16 protein-coding genes are annotated in these 20,813 nt (G+C 36.1%); 11 read left to right on the top strand and 5 right to left on the bottom strand.

The genetic code is table 11. From position 1 onward, the window contains the following. Positions 1–3 precede the first annotated feature (3 nt). From BLT95_RS07245 to BLT95_RS07215, 7 genes are all read left to right on the top strand, one after another. Entirely contained in the window at positions 4–2,058 is a 2,055-nt protein-coding gene (locus BLT95_RS07245; RefSeq protein ID WP_089665438.1) for a DUF3857 domain-containing protein, read from the top strand. Further along, entirely contained in the window at positions 2,024–2,350 is a 327-nt protein-coding gene (locus BLT95_RS07240; RefSeq protein ID WP_089665437.1) for a nucleotide pyrophosphohydrolase, read from the top strand. The genes BLT95_RS07245 and BLT95_RS07240 overlap by 35 nt, the downstream gene beginning before the upstream one ends. Further along, complete coding sequence (locus BLT95_RS07235) at positions 2,350–2,604, top strand: hypothetical protein (protein WP_089665436.1); 255 nt, start codon at positions 2,350–2,352, stop codon at positions 2,602–2,604. Before BLT95_RS07240 ends, BLT95_RS07235 begins: the two co-directional genes overlap by 1 nt. 29 nt (positions 2,605–2,633) lie before the next feature. Then, positions 2,634–3,851 (top strand): 3-phosphoshikimate 1-carboxyvinyltransferase, encoded by a 1,218-nt coding sequence (gene aroA, locus BLT95_RS07230; RefSeq protein ID WP_089665435.1) that lies wholly within the window; start codon positions 2,634–2,636, stop codon positions 3,849–3,851. 90 nt (positions 3,852–3,941) lie between these two features. Next, positions 3,942–4,991, top strand: coding sequence for a tRNA preQ1(34) S-adenosylmethionine ribosyltransferase-isomerase QueA (gene queA / locus BLT95_RS07225; protein WP_089666872.1), 1,050 nt, complete (start codon positions 3,942–3,944; stop codon positions 4,989–4,991). A 116-nt stretch (positions 4,992–5,107) separates the two neighbouring features. Beyond that, positions 5,108–6,151: a 23S rRNA (adenine(2503)-C(2))-methyltransferase RlmN gene (rlmN, locus tag BLT95_RS07220; RefSeq protein WP_089665434.1), complete on the top strand. Its 1,044-nt coding sequence runs from the start codon at positions 5,108–5,110 to the stop codon at positions 6,149–6,151. 137 nt (positions 6,152–6,288) lie between these two features. After that, a complete protein-coding gene (locus BLT95_RS07215; RefSeq protein ID WP_089665433.1) occupies positions 6,289–7,266 on the top strand; it encodes a polyprenyl synthetase family protein in 978 nt (325 codons plus the stop codon). A gap of 104 nt (positions 7,267–7,370) precedes the next feature. Here the strand turns inward: BLT95_RS07215 and BLT95_RS07210 are convergent, their stop codons facing one another. From BLT95_RS07210 to BLT95_RS07190, 5 genes are all read right to left on the bottom strand, one after another. Continuing rightward, entirely contained in the window at positions 7,371–7,616 is a 246-nt protein-coding gene (locus BLT95_RS07210) for a hypothetical protein (RefSeq protein WP_089665432.1), read from the bottom strand. A 73-nt stretch (positions 7,617–7,689) separates the two neighbouring features. Continuing rightward, complete coding sequence (locus BLT95_RS07205) at positions 7,690–7,887, bottom strand: hypothetical protein (RefSeq protein ID WP_347584290.1); 198 nt, start codon at positions 7,885–7,887, stop codon at positions 7,690–7,692. 84 nt (positions 7,888–7,971) lie between these two features. After that, positions 7,972–8,748, bottom strand: coding sequence for a TIGR03915 family putative DNA repair protein (locus BLT95_RS07200; protein WP_089665430.1), 777 nt, complete (start codon positions 8,746–8,748; stop codon positions 7,972–7,974). Further along, complete coding sequence (locus BLT95_RS07195) at positions 8,748–10,007, bottom strand: putative DNA modification/repair radical SAM protein (RefSeq protein ID WP_089665429.1); 1,260 nt, start codon at positions 10,005–10,007, stop codon at positions 8,748–8,750. The genes BLT95_RS07200 and BLT95_RS07195 overlap by 1 nt, the downstream gene beginning before the upstream one ends. Positions 10,008–10,099: 92 nt before the next feature. Then, positions 10,100–11,800 (bottom strand): sulfatase, encoded by a 1,701-nt coding sequence (locus tag BLT95_RS07190; RefSeq protein ID WP_089665428.1) that lies wholly within the window; start codon positions 11,798–11,800, stop codon positions 10,100–10,102. Between the two features lie 66 nt (positions 11,801–11,866). Between BLT95_RS07190 and BLT95_RS07185 the strand changes: the two genes are divergently transcribed. From BLT95_RS07185 to BLT95_RS07170, 4 genes are all read left to right on the top strand, one after another. Beyond that, positions 11,867–14,632: a LuxR C-terminal-related transcriptional regulator gene (locus BLT95_RS07185; protein WP_089665427.1), complete on the top strand. Its 2,766-nt coding sequence runs from the start codon at positions 11,867–11,869 to the stop codon at positions 14,630–14,632. 227 nt (positions 14,633–14,859) lie between these two features. Beyond that, positions 14,860–17,970 carry a SusC/RagA family TonB-linked outer membrane protein gene (locus tag BLT95_RS07180; RefSeq protein WP_089665426.1) on the top strand — a complete coding sequence of 1,037 codons (3,111 nt, stop codon included), beginning with the start codon at positions 14,860–14,862 and terminating at the stop codon, positions 17,968–17,970. A 26-nt stretch (positions 17,971–17,996) separates the two neighbouring features. Beyond that, positions 17,997–19,427: a RagB/SusD family nutrient uptake outer membrane protein gene (locus BLT95_RS07175; protein WP_089665425.1), complete on the top strand. Its 1,431-nt coding sequence runs from the start codon at positions 17,997–17,999 to the stop codon at positions 19,425–19,427. Positions 19,428–19,431: 4 nt separating this feature from the next. Next, complete coding sequence (locus tag BLT95_RS07170) at positions 19,432–20,790, top strand: glucoamylase family protein (RefSeq protein ID WP_089665424.1); 1,359 nt, start codon at positions 19,432–19,434, stop codon at positions 20,788–20,790. Positions 20,791–20,813 lie beyond the last annotated feature (23 nt).

Here is a 20,813-nt window from a genome sequence, read left to right as displayed (position 1 = left end):
TTTATGCGCCCAATTAATTTAATCATCCCAATACTATTTTTATTCGTAGTTCCTTCCAATGCTCAGAATTATAAATTCGGAAAAGTTTCAGAAGAAGAAGTACTTCAAGAAGAACATCCCATAAACAAAGATGCAAATGCAGCTGTGCTCTTCAGAAGTCAAAAGGTTTATTACGAAATAAATCAGCATGAAGGCTTTAATCTTATTACAGAAGTTCATGAAAGAGTGAAAATTTATAATAAGGAAGCTTTTGATTGGGCTACGAAAGAAATAAAAAAAATTAAAAGCACATCTGATGAGGAAAGTCTAATTTATTTAAAAGGCCATACATATAATTTAGTAGACGGGGAATTGGAAGAGGAAAAGCTTAGAAATGATGAGATTTTTGAAGAAGATGAGTCCAAATATAGACGAGTGACAAAATTTACAATGCCTGCAGTTACCGAAGGTAGTGTTATTGAATATACCTATAAAATAAAGTCACCATTTATAGGGTCTATTGGAAAGACCCTATTACAATATACCATCCCTATAGATAGATTGGAGCTGGATGTTAAAATACCCGAATACTTCTTTTTTAGCAGGTATCAGAACTTAAGATCACCGCTTAGTTTTAAACTAAAGGAAAGCAAGGAAAGTTTTAAATATTCTTTTACAACCACCAACAGGCATCAATCTACCAGAAATGTACGCCATTCTACCAGTAGAAATAAAATAGAATATATGATGAATATGTATTCTATTGAAAAAAATGATATTCCAGCTTTAAAAAAAGAAACCCATATAGATGATCTTCGTAATTATGCCGCTTTTATAGACTGGGAGCTTATGCATACTAAATTCCCTAATTCTATGGTCGAGAACTTTTCCCAGGATTGGGAGGGTGTAGCTAAATCTATTTATAAAGATGTTGGAATTGACAATGAACTAAACAAGGACGGATTCTATGATAAAGAAGTTGATGAATTATTATCCGGTTTATCAGATCCTTCGATGAAGATGCAAAAGATATTTAATTACGTGAAGCAAAAAGTTAAATGGAATGATTATTTAGGATTTTTCCCGGAAAACGGAACTAGAAAAGCATTTAAAGAAGGCTCAGGAAACATAGGGGATATTAATTTACTACTTACCTCCATGTTAAAATATGCAGGTATTAATGCACATCCTGTAGTTTTAAGCACGACCTCTAATGGTATCCCATTGTTTCCTACAAGAAGTGGGTTTAATTATGTTGTTGCCGGTGTAGAGGAGTTCGATGAAATAATTTTACTTGATGCTTCAGATCCATTTTCTGCAATAGGTGAACTTCCAAAGAGAGCAAGAAACTGGCAGGGAAGAATTATTAGAGAAAATGGAACTTCCGAATGGATTAATCTAAGGCCCAATACCCGTTCCCTTGTAAAAACCCAAATAAATGTAAAAGTTAGAGAACAGTCTTTAACAGGACGATATACAAATACCTATGATGGCCTTTTTGCCAAACAATTTAGGGATAATCATTATGCTACAAGTGAAACGGACTATTTAAAGTTTGTTAAGAAAGACAATGAAGGTCTTGATATATCTGAATATGATATTCAAAATATGAAAAATATTGGTCAGAAAATTATTGAAAATTATGAATTTGAACTAACAAATTCTCTGGATGTTATAGGAGAAAAAATTTATATGACGCCTTTACTATTTGAAGCTATGACGGAGAATCCGTTTAAATCTTTAGATAGAGTTTATCCTATTTTTTTTGATTTTCCAGAAGAAAAATTGAAGTCGGTAAATATAATGGTTCCTAATGGCTATAAAGTGGTTTCTGTACCAGAGAGTAGTGTAGTTAATCTAGGGCAAGATTGGGGGCAATTCAAGTTTATTGTACAGCATAGTGGATCTATAATTAGAGTCACTTCTAAAGTTAATATCAATAAAACAGCTTTTGCTCCTTCAGAATATGAGTTCCTCAAAAAGTTTTACGATAATATTATTAAAAAACAGGGGGAAGCTATAGTTTTGGAGAAAGATATAGAAGATGGACTTGAAGAACGCGCAGAAAGCGGTAGATAATTGGATTAAAGAGCATGGGGTTCGTTATTTCAATGAACTTACAAATATGGCTCAGCTTACAGAAGAAACCGGTGAAGTGGCCAGGATTATTGCTCGTAGATATGGCGAGCAAAGTGAAAAGGAGAGCGATAAGAGTAAAGATCTTGGAGAAGAGCTGGCAGATGTGGTCTTTGTAGTACTTTGTTTAGCAAATCAAACAGGTGTGGATCTTCAGGAAGCTTTTGACAGGAAGCTGGATATCAAAACAAAAAGGGACAAAGACAGGCATAAAAACAACGAAAAGCTGAAATAATGAAATTTAAGTCAATGGTGTCTCAACGCCTTTTCTGGAAATCGGTTTTTTGGCTAGGTCTTTCGTTTCTTGTATTATATAATGTGATCACCATATTTTTTGAATATGGAGAATTCGCGTTTCTAAGATTTTTTGAAGAAAGAACAGCAGACGGTAAGTTATTAAGGTTTGTTATAGGTCAGCTCCTGGCAGCTTTTTTATATGGCTTTATTTTAGCCTTCGGGCAGTTTCGTGGGAAAGAAAAGAAAGATTAATTTAGTGTTTTACATATTTATCTTTTGAAATGACTTTATCCCTTTATAATCTAAATAAAAATCTTGTTGCAGATCTAAAGATCACCGGCTCAAAAAGTGAATCTAATAGGTTGTTGATCTTACAGGCTCTTTATCCCAGAATTCAAATAGAAAACCTTTCTAATAGTGATGATACTGTAGTGCTAAAGAAGGCATTGGAGAAAGGTTCTGGCGTTATAGATATTCATCATGCCGGTACCGCCATGCGTTTTCTAACGGCATATTTCGCAGCAAAAGAAGGATGTGAGGTAGAAATTACCGGTAGTAAGCGAATGAAAGAAAGGCCTGTTAGGTTACTGGTAGATGCCCTTCAAAGAATGGGTGCAGATATTCAGTATAAAAAAGAAGTTGGCTATCCTCCATTGCTTATAAAAGGAAGAAAACTAAACGTTAGTTCAGTGAAGCTTCAGGCGAACGTTAGTAGCCAGTATGTTTCAGCGCTTATGCTCATATGTGCGTCCCTTGAAAACGGACTCGAAATTATACTTGAAGGTCAAATAACATCCACGCCCTATATTTTAATGACGCTGGAAATTCTTCAACATGCCGGGATTAAAGGAAATTTCAAAGAGGATCGTATTTTTATTGAACCAGTAAAAGAGTTAAATGCTTCTACTATTGCAGTAGAATCAGATTGGAGCTCGGCTTCCTATTTTTTTAGTATTGCAGCAATTGCTGAAACCGCCGAAATAAAATTGTCTAATTACCGAAAAACCAGCAGACAGGGTGATTCCTGTCTGGTAGAGATATATAAACATTTTGGAGTTCAAACTGAATTTCAGGATAACAGTGTGATTCTTAGAAAACAAAAAGGCACAACATCTGTAAGAATCTCAGAAGATCTTAGAAATTCTCCAGATATTGCGCAAACTATTGCAGTCACTTGTCTTGCACTGGGTCTTGAATGTAAGTTGGAGGGTCTACACACCTTAAAGATCAAAGAAACAGATAGGCTCCAGGCCTTAAAGAATGAAATGGAGAAGTTTGGTGCTGAGGTCGAGATCACTAATGACAGCATTCATCTGTTGCCTTGTAATTCACTTAAAGAGAACGTTGAGGTAGAAACCTATAATGATCATCGTATGGCAATGGCATTTGCCCCGCTGGCACAAAAAGTTCCTCTTTCTATTTTGGATGCAGAGGTAGTTTCAAAATCATATCCAGATTTTTGGAACGATCTTGAAAATTTGAGCTTTGAGATGCAATAAATTATTTTATTCCCAAATAAACACTCATTTACTTGACAACCCCTATCTTGAGATTGTATATTTGCAGCTTTTAAAACAGGAACTATGGGAATGAAACTTTCGAATTTCAATTTTGAACTGCCTTCAGAACTTTTGGCTGAATATCCGTCTGAAAATCGCGACGAAGCGAAACTGATGGTTCTAAACCGAAAAGAGCAGACAATTGAGCATAAAAAATTTAAAGATTTAATAGATTATTTTGAACCGGAAGATGTAATGGTTCTTAATAATACCAAAGTTTTTCCTGCAAGATTATACGGTAATAAAGAGAAAACCGGAGCTAGAATTGAAGTTTTCTTATTGAGAGAGTTAAATCCTGAAACTAAATTATGGGATGTTCTTGTAGATCCTGCAAGAAAGATTAGAATTGGAAATAAATTATACTTTGGTGAAGACGAAAGTCTTGTGGCTGAAGTAATTGATAATACAACTTCCAGAGGAAGAACTTTAAGATTTTTATATGATGGATCTTATAGTGATTTTAGAAAGAAGCTTAAAGAATTAGGTCAAACTCCGCTTCCAAAATACATAAAAAGAGAAGTAGAGGCTTCAGATGAAGAGAGGTACCAAACTATCTATGCTAAGAATGAAGGGGCAGTTGCAGCGCCAACGGCAGGGCTTCATTTCTCAAAACACCTTTTAAAGAGATTAGAGATCAAAGGGATAGATTTTGCTGAGGTTACTTTGCATGTGGGGCTTGGAACATTCAGCCCGGTAGAGGTAGAAGACCTTTCAAAACATAAAATGGATAGTGAAGAGGCTTTTATCACGAAAGATGCTACCGAGGTAATAAACAATGCGAAGACCGAAAAACGTAAGGTTTGTGCAGTTGGGACTACAGTAATGAGAGTACTGGAAAGTGCTGTTTCATCAGATCAAACTTTGAATGAGTTTGGTGGATGGACAAATAAATTCATTTTTCCTCCATACGATTTTAATATCGCGAATTGTATGATCACAAATTTCCATACGCCAAAATCCACGCTGTTAATGATGGTTTCTGCATTTGCAGGTCATGATTTTATGAAGAAAGCTTATGAGGAAGCTGTAAAAGAAAAGTACAGGTTTTACACTTATGGTGATGCAATGCTGATTATTTAATTTGTATTTAAAAATATGAAAGGCCATAAATCGAATTTTCGGTTTATGGCCTTTTTTGTAAGCTATTGATATTTAAAAGACTGAAGCATTCAGTTTTAACTTCGTAATTTAGCAGCGTGAAGGAAAAGAAGAAAGACATACGGGCATTAACAAAAGAGCAACTTCAGAAATTTTTTGTTTCTGAAGGAGATAAATCTTTCCGCGGAAGTCAGGTGTATGAGTGGTTGTGGAATAAAGCGGCGCATTCTTTTGATGATATGACAAATATTTCGAAGGAAACCAGACAAATGCTGAAGGATAATTTCGTGATCAATCATATACGGGTAGATCGTATGCAGCGCAGTAGCGATGGAACCATCAAAAACGCGGTAAAACTCCATGATGCGCTCACAGTTGAGTCTGTTCTAATTCCTACCAAATCAAGGACTACTGCCTGCGTTTCATCACAGGTTGGTTGCAGTCTGGATTGCCAGTTTTGTGCGACGGCAAAATTGAAAAGAATGCGTAATCTTAATCCTGATGAGATTTATGATCAGGTTGTCGCCATCGATAATGAAAGCCGGTTATATTTTGATCGTCCACTTTCAAATATCGTATTTATGGGGATGGGAGAGCCTTTAATGAATTATAATAATGTAATGAAGGCGGTAGATAAGATCACTTCTCCGGAAGGTCTTGGGATGTCTCCAAAGCGTATTACTATTTCTACTTCTGGAGTACCAAAAATGATCAAAAAACTAGCTGATGATGAAGCTAAGATCAAGCTGGCGGTTTCTTTACATTCGGCAAGAAATGAAGTGAGAACCCAAATTATGCCTTTCAATGAAACTTTTCCTTTGGAAGATCTTAGGGAAGCTCTGGAATATTGGTATGCTAAAACAAAGAGCAGGATCACCTATGAGTATATTGTATGGAAAGATATCAATGATACCCGGGAAGATGCCCAGGCTCTTGTTAGATTTTGTAAATATGTGCCATGCAAGGTGAATCTTATTGAATATAATCCTATAGATGATGGGAACTTTCAACAGGCAACTTCTCTGGCAACCAATATGTACCAGGATATGCTGGAACGAAATGGTATAACTGTCACCGTGAGAAGATCAAGAGGTAAGGATATTGATGCAGCCTGCGGGCAACTAGCTAATAAATCTGCCTGAAATTATTCTTAGGATCTTCTAGACCATTGCTCGTATTTCCTGGAATACGAGGTCTTAATTGAAAATGCTTAATATTGATATTCATAACTTTTCTATAAGGTTTTCCTTCCGTTTAAATATGTATATTTACGGCCCTTATGAAGGTTATTTCCCAAATAAAACTTCCCGTGGAGAAAGAAATGGAGCTTTTCGAGAAAAAGTTCTTCGAATCCATGTCTTCAAAAGTTGCGCTTCTAAATCGTATTACACATTACATCGTAAATCGTAAGGGAAAACAAATGCGACCTATGTTCGTTTTTCTTGTTGCCAAAATGGTCTCAGAGGGGAGCGTGAATGAAAGAACTTATCGAGGAGCTTCTGTTATAGAACTTATTCATACGGCAACTCTTGTTCATGATGATGTGGTAGATGATTCTAATCGAAGAAGAGGCTTTTTTAGTATAAATGCTCTATGGAAAAACAAGATCGCTGTATTGGTTGGGGATTATCTGCTTTCCAAGGGACTTTTACTTTCAATTGATAACAATGATTTTGATCTTCTGAAGATCATATCGGTTGCGGTTAAAGAAATGAGCGAAGGAGAACTTCTTCAGATTGAAAAAGCCAGAAGGCTTGATATTACTGAAGCGGTTTATTATGATATTATTAGACAGAAAACGGCGACTTTAATTGCTGCCTGTTGTAGTTTGGGAGCAGCTTCTGTTAAACCTGAAAGCAATGAGATTGCCAAAATGAGAAGATTTGGCGAATTAATAGGAATGGCATTTCAGATCAAAGATGACCTTTTTGATTATGGAACTCAAAAAATTGGTAAGCCAACAGGGATAGATATTAAGGAACAGAAAATGACCTTGCCTCTAATTTATGTACTAAATAATGTATCTCAAAAAGAGAGGGACTGGATAATTAATTCAGTTAAAAATCATAATAAAGATAAAACGCGGGTAAGGGAAGTTATAAATTTTGTGAGAGACAAAGGAGGTTTGGATTATGCCGTTCGCAGAATGAAAGAATTTCAACGTGAAGCCTTATTGATCTTAGAAGATTATCCAGATTCTACCTACAAAGAAAGTTTGGAACTTATGGTAAATTATGTAATAGAAAGAAAGAAATAGAAAGAAGCTGTCTCAAAAACTTCTTTTCTGTCAGGCTGAATTTATTTCAAAATGACAGTCCTTATAATTTTGAGACAACTTCCTTTATTGGATGTTTATCCTAATTAAGCAGCATCGTCTGTAGCCTCTTCACCATTGACGTCATCGGTCTCGTGAATTTCTTCATCGATTTCCTTTTCAACTTTTTCGGCTCCTTTTTTAATTTTCTCTCCTGCTTCTTTGGCTCCGGCTTCGATATCTTCGCCTATTGCTTCAGCAGCTTCTTCGGTCTTTTCTTGTGTAGTCTCACGACAAGAATAAATAGAAAGGCTGAAAATAACAGCCATAATTAAAATTACTGACTTTTTCATTGTTATAAATTTTAGATTAATTAAAAAAAGCCATTCAGGAGAATGGCTTTAATTTTATTAAGAAAGAAAATGATTACATATCATCATCTGCGTTCATATCGTCAGTTCCTTCTACTTCTTCTTCCATTTCGTTTCCTGCTTCTTCAGCAGCGTTTTCTACTTCTTGTCCAGCTTCTTCAGCAGACTCCTCGATGTCGTTACCCATTTCTTCTACGGCATCTTCGGTTTTTTCTTCAGTAGTTTCTCTACAAGAGTAGATTGAAAGAGACATTGTTGCAACAGCAAATAGTAAGAATAATTTTTTCATTGTTAAAATGTTTAATTAGTTGAAGAAGCAAAGTTAAACAAATTTTAATTATGCAAAAGGACTCTTTTCACTTAAATATTTCCAGTATCTTTTTGGTACGTGTTGAACGTGAAGCCGCATATTTACTCGGCTTTTGATATTTGCAGCCTCAAAATATTCCTTCCATAATTTCTGAAAATAAATTTCTCCAGTCTCAAAATATTCTGGATTTCCTCCTGAAATGCCCATATCCTCAGGTAATTCTAAAGATACACATTCGGTTTTTGAAAGGTTGTAATAGACACCAAATTTCCTTTTAATATCATAGATCAACCATTTTTGATCTGCATATCTATTTTTGAAGTGTGGGGTTATAATAGGAAGAACATTAAAATCTGGTTCTATGACTGCAAAATATATATCATCTTTTGTTAATCTAAATCTTACAAAAGCTTCCATTCGGTGTTTTTCTCTTCCTACCTGTTTAGCGACATTTTCTATATACAAAACAACTGGGTTGGAATAGTCTGAATCTACTTTGATATTCTCTGAGAAAATATATTGTATCATCTTAAAGAGTTTAATTTCAATTCCTTCTAACTCACTCAAAAATGCCCAATTAAGTCTTCTTAATCCGTTTGAAGAAACTTTAGTTCTTAAGCCTTTTAAAACCCGTTTTGCCTTAAGGTCTTCTGTAATTACATTTTCGGTTTCACTAAATAATTGCTTTTGATCTTCCCCTTCAGGAATAATCTCTACTACATTTATTTTTTGTTTATAGGCAATAAACACACAGGTGAGAAAACCATTATAGCTTCCATCATACTTTAAAACTTTCTCTATCATTAAAACAGGCTTAATTGATTGCTTATATCTTTCCTGAATTTGCTTTGGGAGTTTTGAAGTATAATCGATTTTAAATGCTCACTGGAGAGATCTCGTAATTCCTTTTCCCGGGCATCACATATAATAAAATATTTAGCGCGATTATAAGCGATCCCTATTTTCTTGAGATGCTCCCAGTTGAGTTTTCTAAATTTTCTAGCGTTCATAATTTTATTTACAGATTTTAATCCAATACCGGGGATACGCATTAAGAGCTGCTTATCTATACAATTAATATCAACTGGAAATAAATGCCTGTTTCGTAGCGCCCAGCTGAGTTTTGGATCTATGTCCATATCTAAGAACTGAAAATTATCGTTCAATAATTCACGGATGTCAAACCCGTAAAAGCGCATGAGCCAGTCTGTTTGATAAAGTCTGTTTTCACGTAGCATGGGTACAGCAGAGGTTAACGCTGGAAGCCTTGGGTCATTGCTTATTGGTACATATCCTGAATAATATACTCGTTTCATATTGTAATTTTTATAAAAGAAAGCAGAAGAGTACATAATATCACGGTCGCTTTCACCAGTTGCGCCTACGATCATTTGGGTGCTTTGACCTGCCGGAGCATATTTAGGTGTACTTTTTATTAATTTTGATTCATTCTTATATTGAATGATTTCATTTTTTACCTTTTTCATCGGCTTTATGAAGTCTTCATGATTCTTTTCAGGAGCGAGTAACTTTAATCCAGATTTTGTTGGAATTTCGATATTTACACTCAATCTGTCTGCATATAATCCAGCTTCATGCATTAATTCATCGCTTGCACCCGGGATACTTTTAAGGTGAATATATCCGTTGAAATTTTCTTCCAGTCTTAATTTCTTTGCTACACTTATAAGCCGTTCCATCGTATGATCGGGGCTTTTAAAAATTCCTGAACTTAGAAATAGTCCCTCTATATAATTACGCCTGTAAAAACTAATGGTAAGATCTACTACTTCCTGAACTTTAAAGGCCGCCCTTTTTATATCGTTACTTCTTCTGGTTACGCAGTATGCACAATCGAAAATACAATGATTGGTTAATAATATTTTTAAGAGTGAGACACATCTTCCATCCTGGGTATATGAATGGCAGATTCCCATACCTGAAGAATCTCCAAGTCCTTTATTATTGTTTTTTCTCTTGCTTCCACTGCTGGAACAGGAAACATCATATTTTGCGGCATCGGCTAATATGCCAAGTTTCTCTTTTATACGATCAAAATTCATAAAATTGGAAATTTTCCAAATTTAGGAAAAATTCCAATTTTATGAATGTGTAATTCTTGAAAAGTATTAACGCAAATGGAATATAAAGACCATTAATCCACCTCGATCGATTTCTCTTTGGGATAAGTTTCTGGATTCTCACCTGCCAGACGTGCAAAATTTCTATAAGCCTGGTCGACTTTTTCCTTTGGAGTGGTTTGAAATTCTTCTTCAGTAACTTCATACTTATCCTGAAGAGATTTCAATTTGCTATGAAGGTTTTCCTGAATTTTAGCGTAGCCAGGGGCGTTATATAAGTTGTTATTCTCTTTTGGATCTTTTCTTAGATCGTATAATTCCCAGGTATCAATATCATCATAGAAATGAATGAGTTTATAGCGATCTGTTCTTACCCCATAGTGACGCTTAACCATGTGAAATGCCGGAAAGTCATAGTAATGATAATAGACCGCATCTCTAAATTCACCTTTCTTAGAATTATCAGTTAATAGAGGTTTAAGAGACTTGCCTTGCATAGCTTCAGGAATTTTAGCCCCGGCAAAATCTAAAAAGGTTGGTGCGAAATCTAAATTCTGGGTAAGGGCATCAATAGTAGTTCCTTTTTTTATAGCTTTTGGATATTGGATTAATAATGGCATGGCCAATGATTCTTCATACATGAAACGTTTGTCAAAAAAACCTTTTTCTCCTAAATAAAATCCCTGATCTGTAGTATATACAATAATTGTATTTTCGGTAAGCCCCTGTTCTTCCAGATAGTCAAGGATCTTTCCCACGCCTTCATCTACAGCTTTCACAGTTCCCATATAGTCTCTTAGGTATCGTTGACCTTTCCATTTTGCAAGTTCCCTTCCGCTTAAATTTGCATCATGAAAAGCATCATTCTTAGGCCTGTAAGCATTGTTCCAGGCCGTACGTTGTTCTTTAGACATTCTTTTGAAATCTGAAGTCCATGGGTTATGTCTAAGAGAATCACTTCCTTTAGAGATTGTCATCTTGAGGTCATGGCCTTCATACATATCTTCGTAGATCGTTTGAAGTTGCTCTTTTGCGGCAATCTGGTTCTCATGCTTAGAGAAGTAGGAATCAGGTAGTGGGAATGTAATAGAGTCATACGTATTAATATGTCTAATTGGTGGCATCCAGTTTCTATGCGGAGCTTTATGATGAACCATTAGGAAAAAAGGTTCATCTTTATTTCTCTTTTTCTCCATAAACTCTATTCCCATATCGGTAATAATATCGGTAGCGTATCCATTTACGATGGTCGTATCGTTATCATGAATAAATTCGGGATTATAGTAATTACCCTGGTCGTTAAGAACATTCCAATAATCAAAACCCTGGGGTCTTCCATGCAAATGCCACTTACCCACAATTGCTGTTTGATATCCAGCTTTTTTCAAGAATTTAGGAAGCGTAGGCTGGGATCCGTCAAAAACTTCACCGTTCATTCTAAAACCATTTATATGGCTAAATTTACCAGTGAGAATAACCGCCCGGCTCGGTCCACAAATAGAATTGGTGCAAAAGTTGTTTAAAAACTTAGCACCATTATTTGCGATTCGGTCAATATTTGGGGTGGGCGCTTTTTGGCTTACCGGGTGTCCATATGCACTTATGGCCTGAGCCGCATGATCATCGGTCATGATAAAGACTATATTGGGCCTTTTGGTTTGTGATTGATCTTCTTTTGGTTCGTTTGTATTTTTATCATTACAACTGCTAAATATTATTGGCAGCATTAGACTGAAAACAAAAAAATACTTTGTCAAAATGGGATAGATTTGCATCGAGTTTTATTTTGAGGCTCAAATTACGAAAGTTTTCGTTCAAAATTATTACTTTTCACCTGCTCAATGACTGCACAAACCTATGTACAGGAAAAAAAAATATCTTCTCAATTACCTGATATTGTTAGCATTGCTAATAAATTATACTTATTCACAAGAACTTGTTCCACCTATACAAAATTATTCACCCGCTCAATACTCGGGGCTAGCCAGAACTGGGATATTGCTCTGGATGAAAAGGGAGTGATTTATAGTGCCAACAATCAAGGCTTGTTGGTTTTTGATGGTCTGAGCTGGGAACTATTTCCTTTAGAAAGTCAATCTATCATCAGGTCTGTTTATCCTCACAAGGATCGGGTTTACACTGGTTCTTATCAGGAATTTGGTTACTGGGAGCGAACAGAAAATGGAAGTATGAGCTACACTTCCCTTAGTCCCCTGATGGATGATTTCAATTTACAGAGTGATGAATTCTGGGAAATAATTTCAATAGGTGATGTGGTCTATTTCAGATCCTTTGGTGCTGTTTATAAATATGAAAATAATAAAATTAGCAAGGTAGAAGAGGTGGTTTCAACAGCTCTTGGAGTATTCAAAAATGAACTGATACTTGCACAAAGAAAAAGAGGTTTACTGGTTTTTGATGGAGAGAAGAAAACCAGCCCCTTAGAGGGTGATCTTAGCCTTATTGAAAATATTAATGTTATTGACCTCATGTCTAAAGGAGACACCCTTTTCATCGCAGAAAAAGAGGCCTTGTATATTTATGAGAATAAAGAAATTAGAAGATTTGGAAATAGTGAGCTGAATAAAATATTACAGGAATCAGAACTCAATCATATCATTTCTGTTTCAGATGATGAAATAGTCCTGGGAACTATTAAAAATGGGATCATTCAATATAATCTTACTAGTGGAAAGCTTCAGATCCTTAACCGAAGTTCAGGTCTACAGAATAATACCATTCTGGGATTAGCTTATTCCAGGGGTAGACTCTGGCTGGCACTAGATAAAGGGGTGGATATGATAGATCTGAAAACTCCCATTACATTTTACACCGATAATACAGGAGAATTAGGTGCGGTCTACGATATACAGAGATATCGTGGGAGTTATTATCTGGCAAGTAATACAGGGGTTTATAGTTTTTTGGATGGAAAATTAGAACTTATTGATAATGCTGAAGATCATACCTGGAATTTGGAGGTAATAGATGGTATTTTATATGCGAATCATAATACTGGTATTTATAAAATTGTAGATGATCAATTTATTTCCATTGAGTCCAGGACCGGAAGTTTTAGCATTAAAAAAGTAATCGGACAGGAGGGCACATTACTTATCGCTAATTATACTGGCATTAGTTTGTATGATAGAGAGCGTAATAATATTCGCGAATTGGAGTCCATTAATTTCCCGGTAAAAGAATTCATTCAGCAAGATAATTCAACCATATGGGCGGCACATCCTTATGAAGGTATTTACAAGATTACACACGATAATTTTGAAAATTTGAGTATTAATAAAGTCCCTGCCTTAGGAGGGAAAGCAAACTTCAACCCTAAACTTTATGAATTAAATAAACAAATTATCATTTATGTAAATGAGAAGTGGTTCAAGTACAATCCATTCAAGAATGATTTTGAAAATTTTAATGAACTTAACAAGTATAATGATTCACAACTGATTTTTGAAGATAAAGCCGAGTACGTTTTTGCTAATTCTGAGGAAGGATCTATTAAAATAACAGATCTAAAGGAGAAAGAATATACGGTCCCTTCCCGGAGATTAAACAATAGACTGGTTAGATCTAATGAAAATTTCATCAAAGAAAATGATTCTATATTCTATATTACCTTAAATGATGGATTTGCCAGGTTAAATCTTAATCGGTTAAAAGAAGAGGAAACAAATCAATGGGTGAGCAAACCATATATAAAAGAATTTTCAGATGATCAGCAGCGATATTCATTAACCGGCTCTCCAATTATTCCTTTTAAAAATTCGCGAAATATACTACTTAGAGCCGCAATGCCCTTTTCAGATGCTACAGAATTGCAGTATGACCTGGAGGGAGAAGAAGTTTTGAGGGGATCGTTTGAGGATGGTATCATTAACCTGAGAAATCTTAAGCATGGTGAATATAAATTGAGATTAACGGCAAAGGGGAATAATAAAAATATGATGACCACCGAGGAATTGTCTTTTAGCATCGCTCCTCCCTGGTACTTATCTGGTTTAATGAAAACGATTTACGTGCTTTTATTTATAGGTATAATATTATTTATCTACTGGTTAAATAAGCAAAAGCTAAAAAAGCATCAGTTACAGCTAGAGGAAAAATTTGAGAAAGAGCATTCCGAAAGATTGAATAGAATTGAAAAAGAACGTTTAATGAATGAGATAGATCTCAAGAGAAAGGAATTGGCCAATACCACTATGATGGCCGCCAAGAAGAATGAGGTATTAATGGAAATTCAGGGAGAGCTCAATAAGGATAGGAGTAAATTTTCAAATCAGTTTCGGTTAAAACATATCATGAATAAGATTAATAGTGCGGTAAAAAGTAAAGATGAATGGAAGGTATTTGAAACAAATTTTAATGAAGTTCATGAAGACTTTTTTAAAGATGTACTGGACCGTTACCCAAAACTCACCAGTAAAGATTTGAAACTCTGCTCATATCTTAAAATGAATTTAAGCTCAAAAGAAATTGCTCCTTTAATGGGGATATCTGTGCGTGGTGTAGAGGTTCATAGATATAGATTAAGAAAAAAAATGAAGCTTGAAGGTGATGTGAATTTGACAAAATTTTTAATAAAGAACTTTTAGATTCTGAATAAAAAGTGAAAATAATTCACAAATTATACTACAACAATAATACGTCATAGTTAAAATATTTTGTTAATATATTACTTCATTAATGATGTAATTACTTGAATAATAGGGTTTTATTAATTAAATTAGTTTGATGTAGTAGTTGTGTACTACAACGTTTGCGTTAAGAATGCGTTACAGCGTATCTTTCTATTACAAATCAAGCAAAATACCCAACGAGTATGAAAGTAAAACTATTCTTCGCCTGCGTGATCTTTTTAGTCTTTTCAGGATTATCGCACGCTCAACAAACTAAAACCATTAGCGGTACCGTAACAGGTGCCGATCAGGTTCCTTTGCCGGGAGCAGAAGTTAAAGTGAACGGTAAGGAGATTTATGATGTGACAGATTTTGACGGAAATTTCACTTTAGAAAATGTTGAAGTTGGTGATGTCTTTAGGGTAACCTTCTTAGGATTCGCTCCTGCAGAATTTGACGTTACCAGTAGTGCTAGTTATTCTGTAGTTCTACAGGAAGATGCTGGCCAATTGGATGAAGTGCTAGTAGTAGGATACGGTAGTCAAAGCCGTGCCGATATAACTGGTGCGATCGCATCGGTAAAATCAGAAGATATTGTAAAACAGCCTGCTTTAACCGCTACACAAGCCGTTCAGGGTAAAGTTGCTGGTGTAAATATTATAGCAAATGATGCGCCTGGATCAACACCAACCGTATTGGTTAGAGGTCTTGGAACTGCTGAAGGTGGTAGAGACCCTTTTTATGTAGTAGATGGTCAACCTGTTCAGGATATTGCTAATATTAGTCCTAACGATATAGAATCTATAGAATTTTTAAAGGGTGCATCTTATGCCAACATTTATGGTATTAGAGCCGCGAATGGAGTTATCTTAATTACTACTAAAAGAGGTAAGGGGAAACCATCTTTCAGTTTTGATACTTATTATGGTATACGTACTGTTTTAAATCAGGTTGAAATGGCTAACGGTTCTCAATATATAGAGTATTTTAACGAAGAGAGTGCAGCATCGGGAGGCTTTCAGCTTCAGCAAAATCAACCATTTGAAACTGACTGGTATGAAGAGCTTTTACAAAACGGTACTATTACCAATAACAGTTTTTCAGTTTCAGGAGCAGGTGAAAATATAGACTACTTTTTAAGCTACAACTTTTATGATGAAGAAGGAATCCTGGAAGAGAGCAATTATAGTAGAGGTACCATAAGAAATAATAATACTTATCATCTATTTGATGATAGATTTAGAATAACTCAGAACTTGAATATCAGTTATACAAATGAGTCACCTAAACCATTTGGAGCATTTAGCAATGCCTACAGGCAATCACCTTTAGTTCCTGTTTTTTATCCTAATGGAAGATTTGGACAATCTTACGTGAATCAGTCTACAGGGATTGTAAATTATTTGGGAGAGGAAGGTGAATCTATTGGTAGATTGAATCCTCACGGAAATCCGGTTGCAGATGTCTTTTATGCTGATAATGAAATTAACACTACAACACTCCAGGGACAGATTACGGCTGAATTAGATCTAACAGATTATTTGACCTTTACAACAAGGTTTGGAGCTACTCAATTTTATTATAAGAGTTATCAATACAATCCTATTAGAGAAAGATGGCTAAATGCCGATCCAAGAAGAACCTTAGAGCAATTTCAGGAAGGAAGAATTGATGTGGATGGAGATGGCTCCATATCTACAGAATTTGCAAATAACTCATATACAGTTCGTGATGAAAATTTCTTCCGATGGAATTTGGAAGGCTTTCTAACATTTGAAAAATCATTTGGAAAGCATGATGTAGATGCAACTGTAGGTATAAGCCGCGAAAATTTTGGAGGTAGAGAATTTGTGGAAGCCCAGGCTTTTGATGTGTTTGAAGAAAGACGTTTCCGGGAAATAAGCAGAAGAACGGCAAATTTCTTTGACAATACTGCGAGTCAGGAATTTAATCAATCTACCAATCTACAATCTTATTTTGCCAGGGCCGAATATAATTTCGACCAGAAGTATTATCTGAGAGCCGTGGTAAGACGTGATGGTTCCAGTAACTTTATTACAGGAGATAACTATTTTGCTACTTTTCCGGCCTTTAGTGTGGGGTGGACCATTACAAATGAAGAATTCTTAAATGATAGTGACGTACTTAATTACTTTAAATTATTCGCCGGATGGGGTGAAATAGGAAACGCCAATGTACCTATAAATATTCAGCAGGTAAATTCTGGTGATGGAAGTAGGAATACAAATTATGTATTTGGACCGTCCCAATCTCTAATATTAGGTGCTGCTTTTGGTAGCCCGGTAGAAACTTTAGAATGGGAAACCACGGAAGAACTGGAACTAGGTTTTGATTATGGTCTTTTTGATAGAAAGTTAACAGGAACTGTGGCGTACTATGAGAGAACAAATACAAACGCTATTATTGAAGTAACTCCGCTTTTAAACTCTGCAGCAGAAGGTAACTTCCTTGCTCAGGCAGCTGAAGTAGTTAACGAAGGATTTGAATTTCTTGCTAACTGGAGTGATAATGTAAATGATGATCTTAGTTATAATATAGGAGTGAATTTTTCTACTAATGAAAACACGGTTCAAAATGTACGTGAAGCATTTGACGGTCAAACAGGTGGTAGCTTAGGAAATGGGCAGATCACCAAAAGACTTAAAGAAGGAGAGCCATTATTTGCATGGTGGATGTATGAGGCTGATGGCGTATGGCAGACTCAGGATGAGATAGATAATAATGCATCTGTGGGTAACGCCGCTCCGGGACATCTACGTTATGTAGATCAAAATAATGACGGAGTTATTGACGATAGAGACAAGAAATATTTTGGATCTTATATTCCTACTTATAATTATGGAGTAAGATTTGGAGTGAATTATAAGAATTTCGATTTAAGCGTTGATGGTTATGGTGTAGGAGGTAATAAGGTGTACAATGGGCTTAAGAATACCAGATTAGGAGGAGAAAATATCACTGCAGATACTTTTAATCAAAGATGGACAGGACCAGGGTCTACCAATTCAGCTCCTGGAGCAGATAGGGATGCTATTGCCTCTTCATATTATCTGGAAGATGGAGATTTTTTCAGAATAAATAACATGACGGTTGGATACACTTTAGCAGATATGTCTATTGTTAACAGTGCAAGAATCTATTTTACTGTACAAAACGCTTTTATGTTCACTGATTACTCAGGATTTACTCCAGAATTAAATCAGAATGGAAACCCGAAACAGACAACGGGTATAGAGCTTTCTGCTTACCCGACCACTCGTACATTTCTTGTAGGAGCGAACTTTAAATTGTAATTATAAAAAGATAAAAAACAAAGGATATGAAACTAAAAAATATAATTCATTTACTCCTGTTTTCGCTTTTCATCGTTTCCTGTGATGAAGACTTCGTGGAGGATGTAGAGATCGTAGATCCTACTGCTGAAGAAAGAGGAGAATTTAATGTACCGGTAGATTTCGTGAACGGAATATATGGTAGACATACAGATTTTGCCTATGCATTCTCTTATTTAGGTCTGACTGAAATTACTTCAGATAATGCAGATAAAGGAAGTGCGCCAACAGATACCGGTACAGATAAACACTTATTAGATGGTTTAACCCATACCACTTCAACACCATCTGTTAGAGCTATGTGGACGCAATGGTATAAAACAGTAGGTAGAGCAACGCTTTCTATAGAATTTACCGAAGAGTTTTATTCTCAAAATCCAGATCCAGATAACATTCAGAATAGACTTATAGGAGAAGCGAAATTTTTAAGAGCCTTAAATTATTTCTGGTTGGTAAGATCTTTTGGACCTGTTCCATTACAACACGTAAGTCTAGTGGATAGAGCTCCTGTTGAAGAGGTTTATGCTTATATAGAACAGGACCTTACTGATGCTATTCAACTTTTGCCAGCTAAAAGTCAGTATCCTGCTGCAGACCTTGGGAGAGCAACAAGTGGAGCTGCACAGGCTTTATTAGCTAAAGTATATTTATATCAGGAAAAGTGGCAGGCTGCAGCCGATGCGGCGAATAATGTTATCACTTCAGGGGAATATGGACTTGAAGATGATTATGCAACGCTCTGGAGAGAATCAACAGAAAATGGTGTAGAATCAATTTTTGAATTACAGGGTAGAGGAGAGATCCCGGCACATGGAATTCAACAATACTCTTCAACCCAGGGTGCTCGTGGACCTAGTGGATGGGGCTGGGGATTTAATACTCCTACTGAAGATTTAGTAAATGCGTTCGATTCAGAAGAAGATGAGGTTAGAAAAAATGCAACGATCGTTTTCGCTGGTGAAACACTTTGGGATGGAAGAGTAGTAGATCCTGCTGTAGAGAATCCAAGGTATAATGAAAAAGCATATTCAAGTGCAAATGCAGGAGCTGGTGACGGTGATAAAAATATAAGGGTACTTAGATATGCTGAAATTCTTCTGATTTATGCTGAAGCTCTTAATGAACTGGGGCAAACAGCTACAGCGACAGATTTTCTTAATATGGTTCGTGAACGTGTTGATATTGCTCCAAAAACAGGATTAAGTCAGGAAGCTTTGAGACAGGCTATTTGGAAAGAACGTCGTCTGGAACTTGCTTTTGAACATGATCGTTGGTTTGACCTAATTAGAACGGGGCAGGCAGCACAGCAAATGACAGAGCATGGGAAGCCATTTCAAACCGGTAAACATGAGTTATTCCCAATTCCAAATGATCAATTGATTCAAACTCCAGAAATGGAACAGAATCCAGGCTGGTAAATTTATGATAGCACAGCTCAGGACATTAAGTTTATTACTGTTTTTATTAGCTATAGTAGGTTGTAGTAGTGATTCGGGTACCGAAGTGGTGCCCGAACAACCTGAGCCTGAAACTGAGAAACCAGAAGTAGAAGAGCCTGAAGAAGTAGTTTCTCTTTCTGATACAGAGTTACTAGACCTGGTTCAGGAGCAAACCTTTAAATATTTCTGGGATTTTGCGGAGTCTAACAGTGGAATGGCGAGAGAAAGGTCACAAGATGATGCCTATGGAGGTCAGGGTTCAGATATTGTTACCACTGGAGGAACAGGTTTTGGCCTGGCATCATTCCCAACGGCTGTTGAACGTGGCTGGATTAGCCGTGAAGAAGCTACCACTCGATTAAATAAAATCCTGGATTTTCTGGAAACCGTACCAACCTACCATGGAGCCTTTTCTCACTGGTATTTAGGAAGTACTGCTCAAACCAGACCTTTTAGTGACCTGGATAATGGAGGGGATCTTGTAGAAACAGCATTCCTAATGCAGGGATTACTTATATGTAGGGAATACTTTGAAGATGAGAATATAGATTCCAGAATTACTCAAATATTTGAAAATATAGAATGGGATTGGTATACTCAGGGCGAAAATGTGCTTTACTGGCACTGGTCTCCAAATAATCAATTTGCCATTAATTTAAAGATCAAAGGATGGAATGAAGCTTTGATTGTATATGTGCTTGCAGCTTCATCTCCTACCTATCCAATTTCAAAGGATGTATATATTCAGGGCTGGGCATCTAATGGAAATATTATAACCAGTAGATCTCATTACAGCATAAATATGCCTTTAGGTCCATCTTATGGAGGACCATTATTTTTTAGTCATTATTCATTTATAGGATTAGATCCTAGAAATTTGCAAGACGAGTATGCGAATTACTGGCAACAAAATGAAGCTCATAGTTTGATAAACTATAATTACTGTGTAGATAATCCAAAGAATTTTAAGGGATACGGGTCTAATTCCTGGGGTTTGACCGCTTCTGATAGTAGAACAGGATATGCGGCACATAGCCCTACCAATGATTTAGGAGTGATAACTCCCACCGCCGCATTATCCTCTTTTCCTTATACGCCTGAAGAGTCTATGGCAGCGATGCGATATTTTTATGAAGAACAGGGTGATATTCTGTGGGGAGACCTGGGATTTTATGATGCTTTTTCAGAGGAATATAACTGGGTTGCCGATGGCTATCTGGCAATAGACCAGGGACCAATCGTCGCCATGATAGAGAATTATCGAACTCAACTTCCATGGAATCTTTTTATGGCCAGTCCCGAAATTAAAAACGGCCTCGAAAAACTGGGGTTCTCTTATTAGATTTAAACTAAACAATACTCAAG

It is taken from the genome of Gramella sp. MAR_2010_147 (assembly GCF_900105135.1).
In the GTDB taxonomy this organism is placed as follows: domain Bacteria; phylum Bacteroidota; class Bacteroidia; order Flavobacteriales; family Flavobacteriaceae; genus Christiangramia.
The sequence above is the reverse complement of the archived record's forward strand: the minus strand, read 5'-3'. Positions and strand labels throughout refer to the sequence as shown.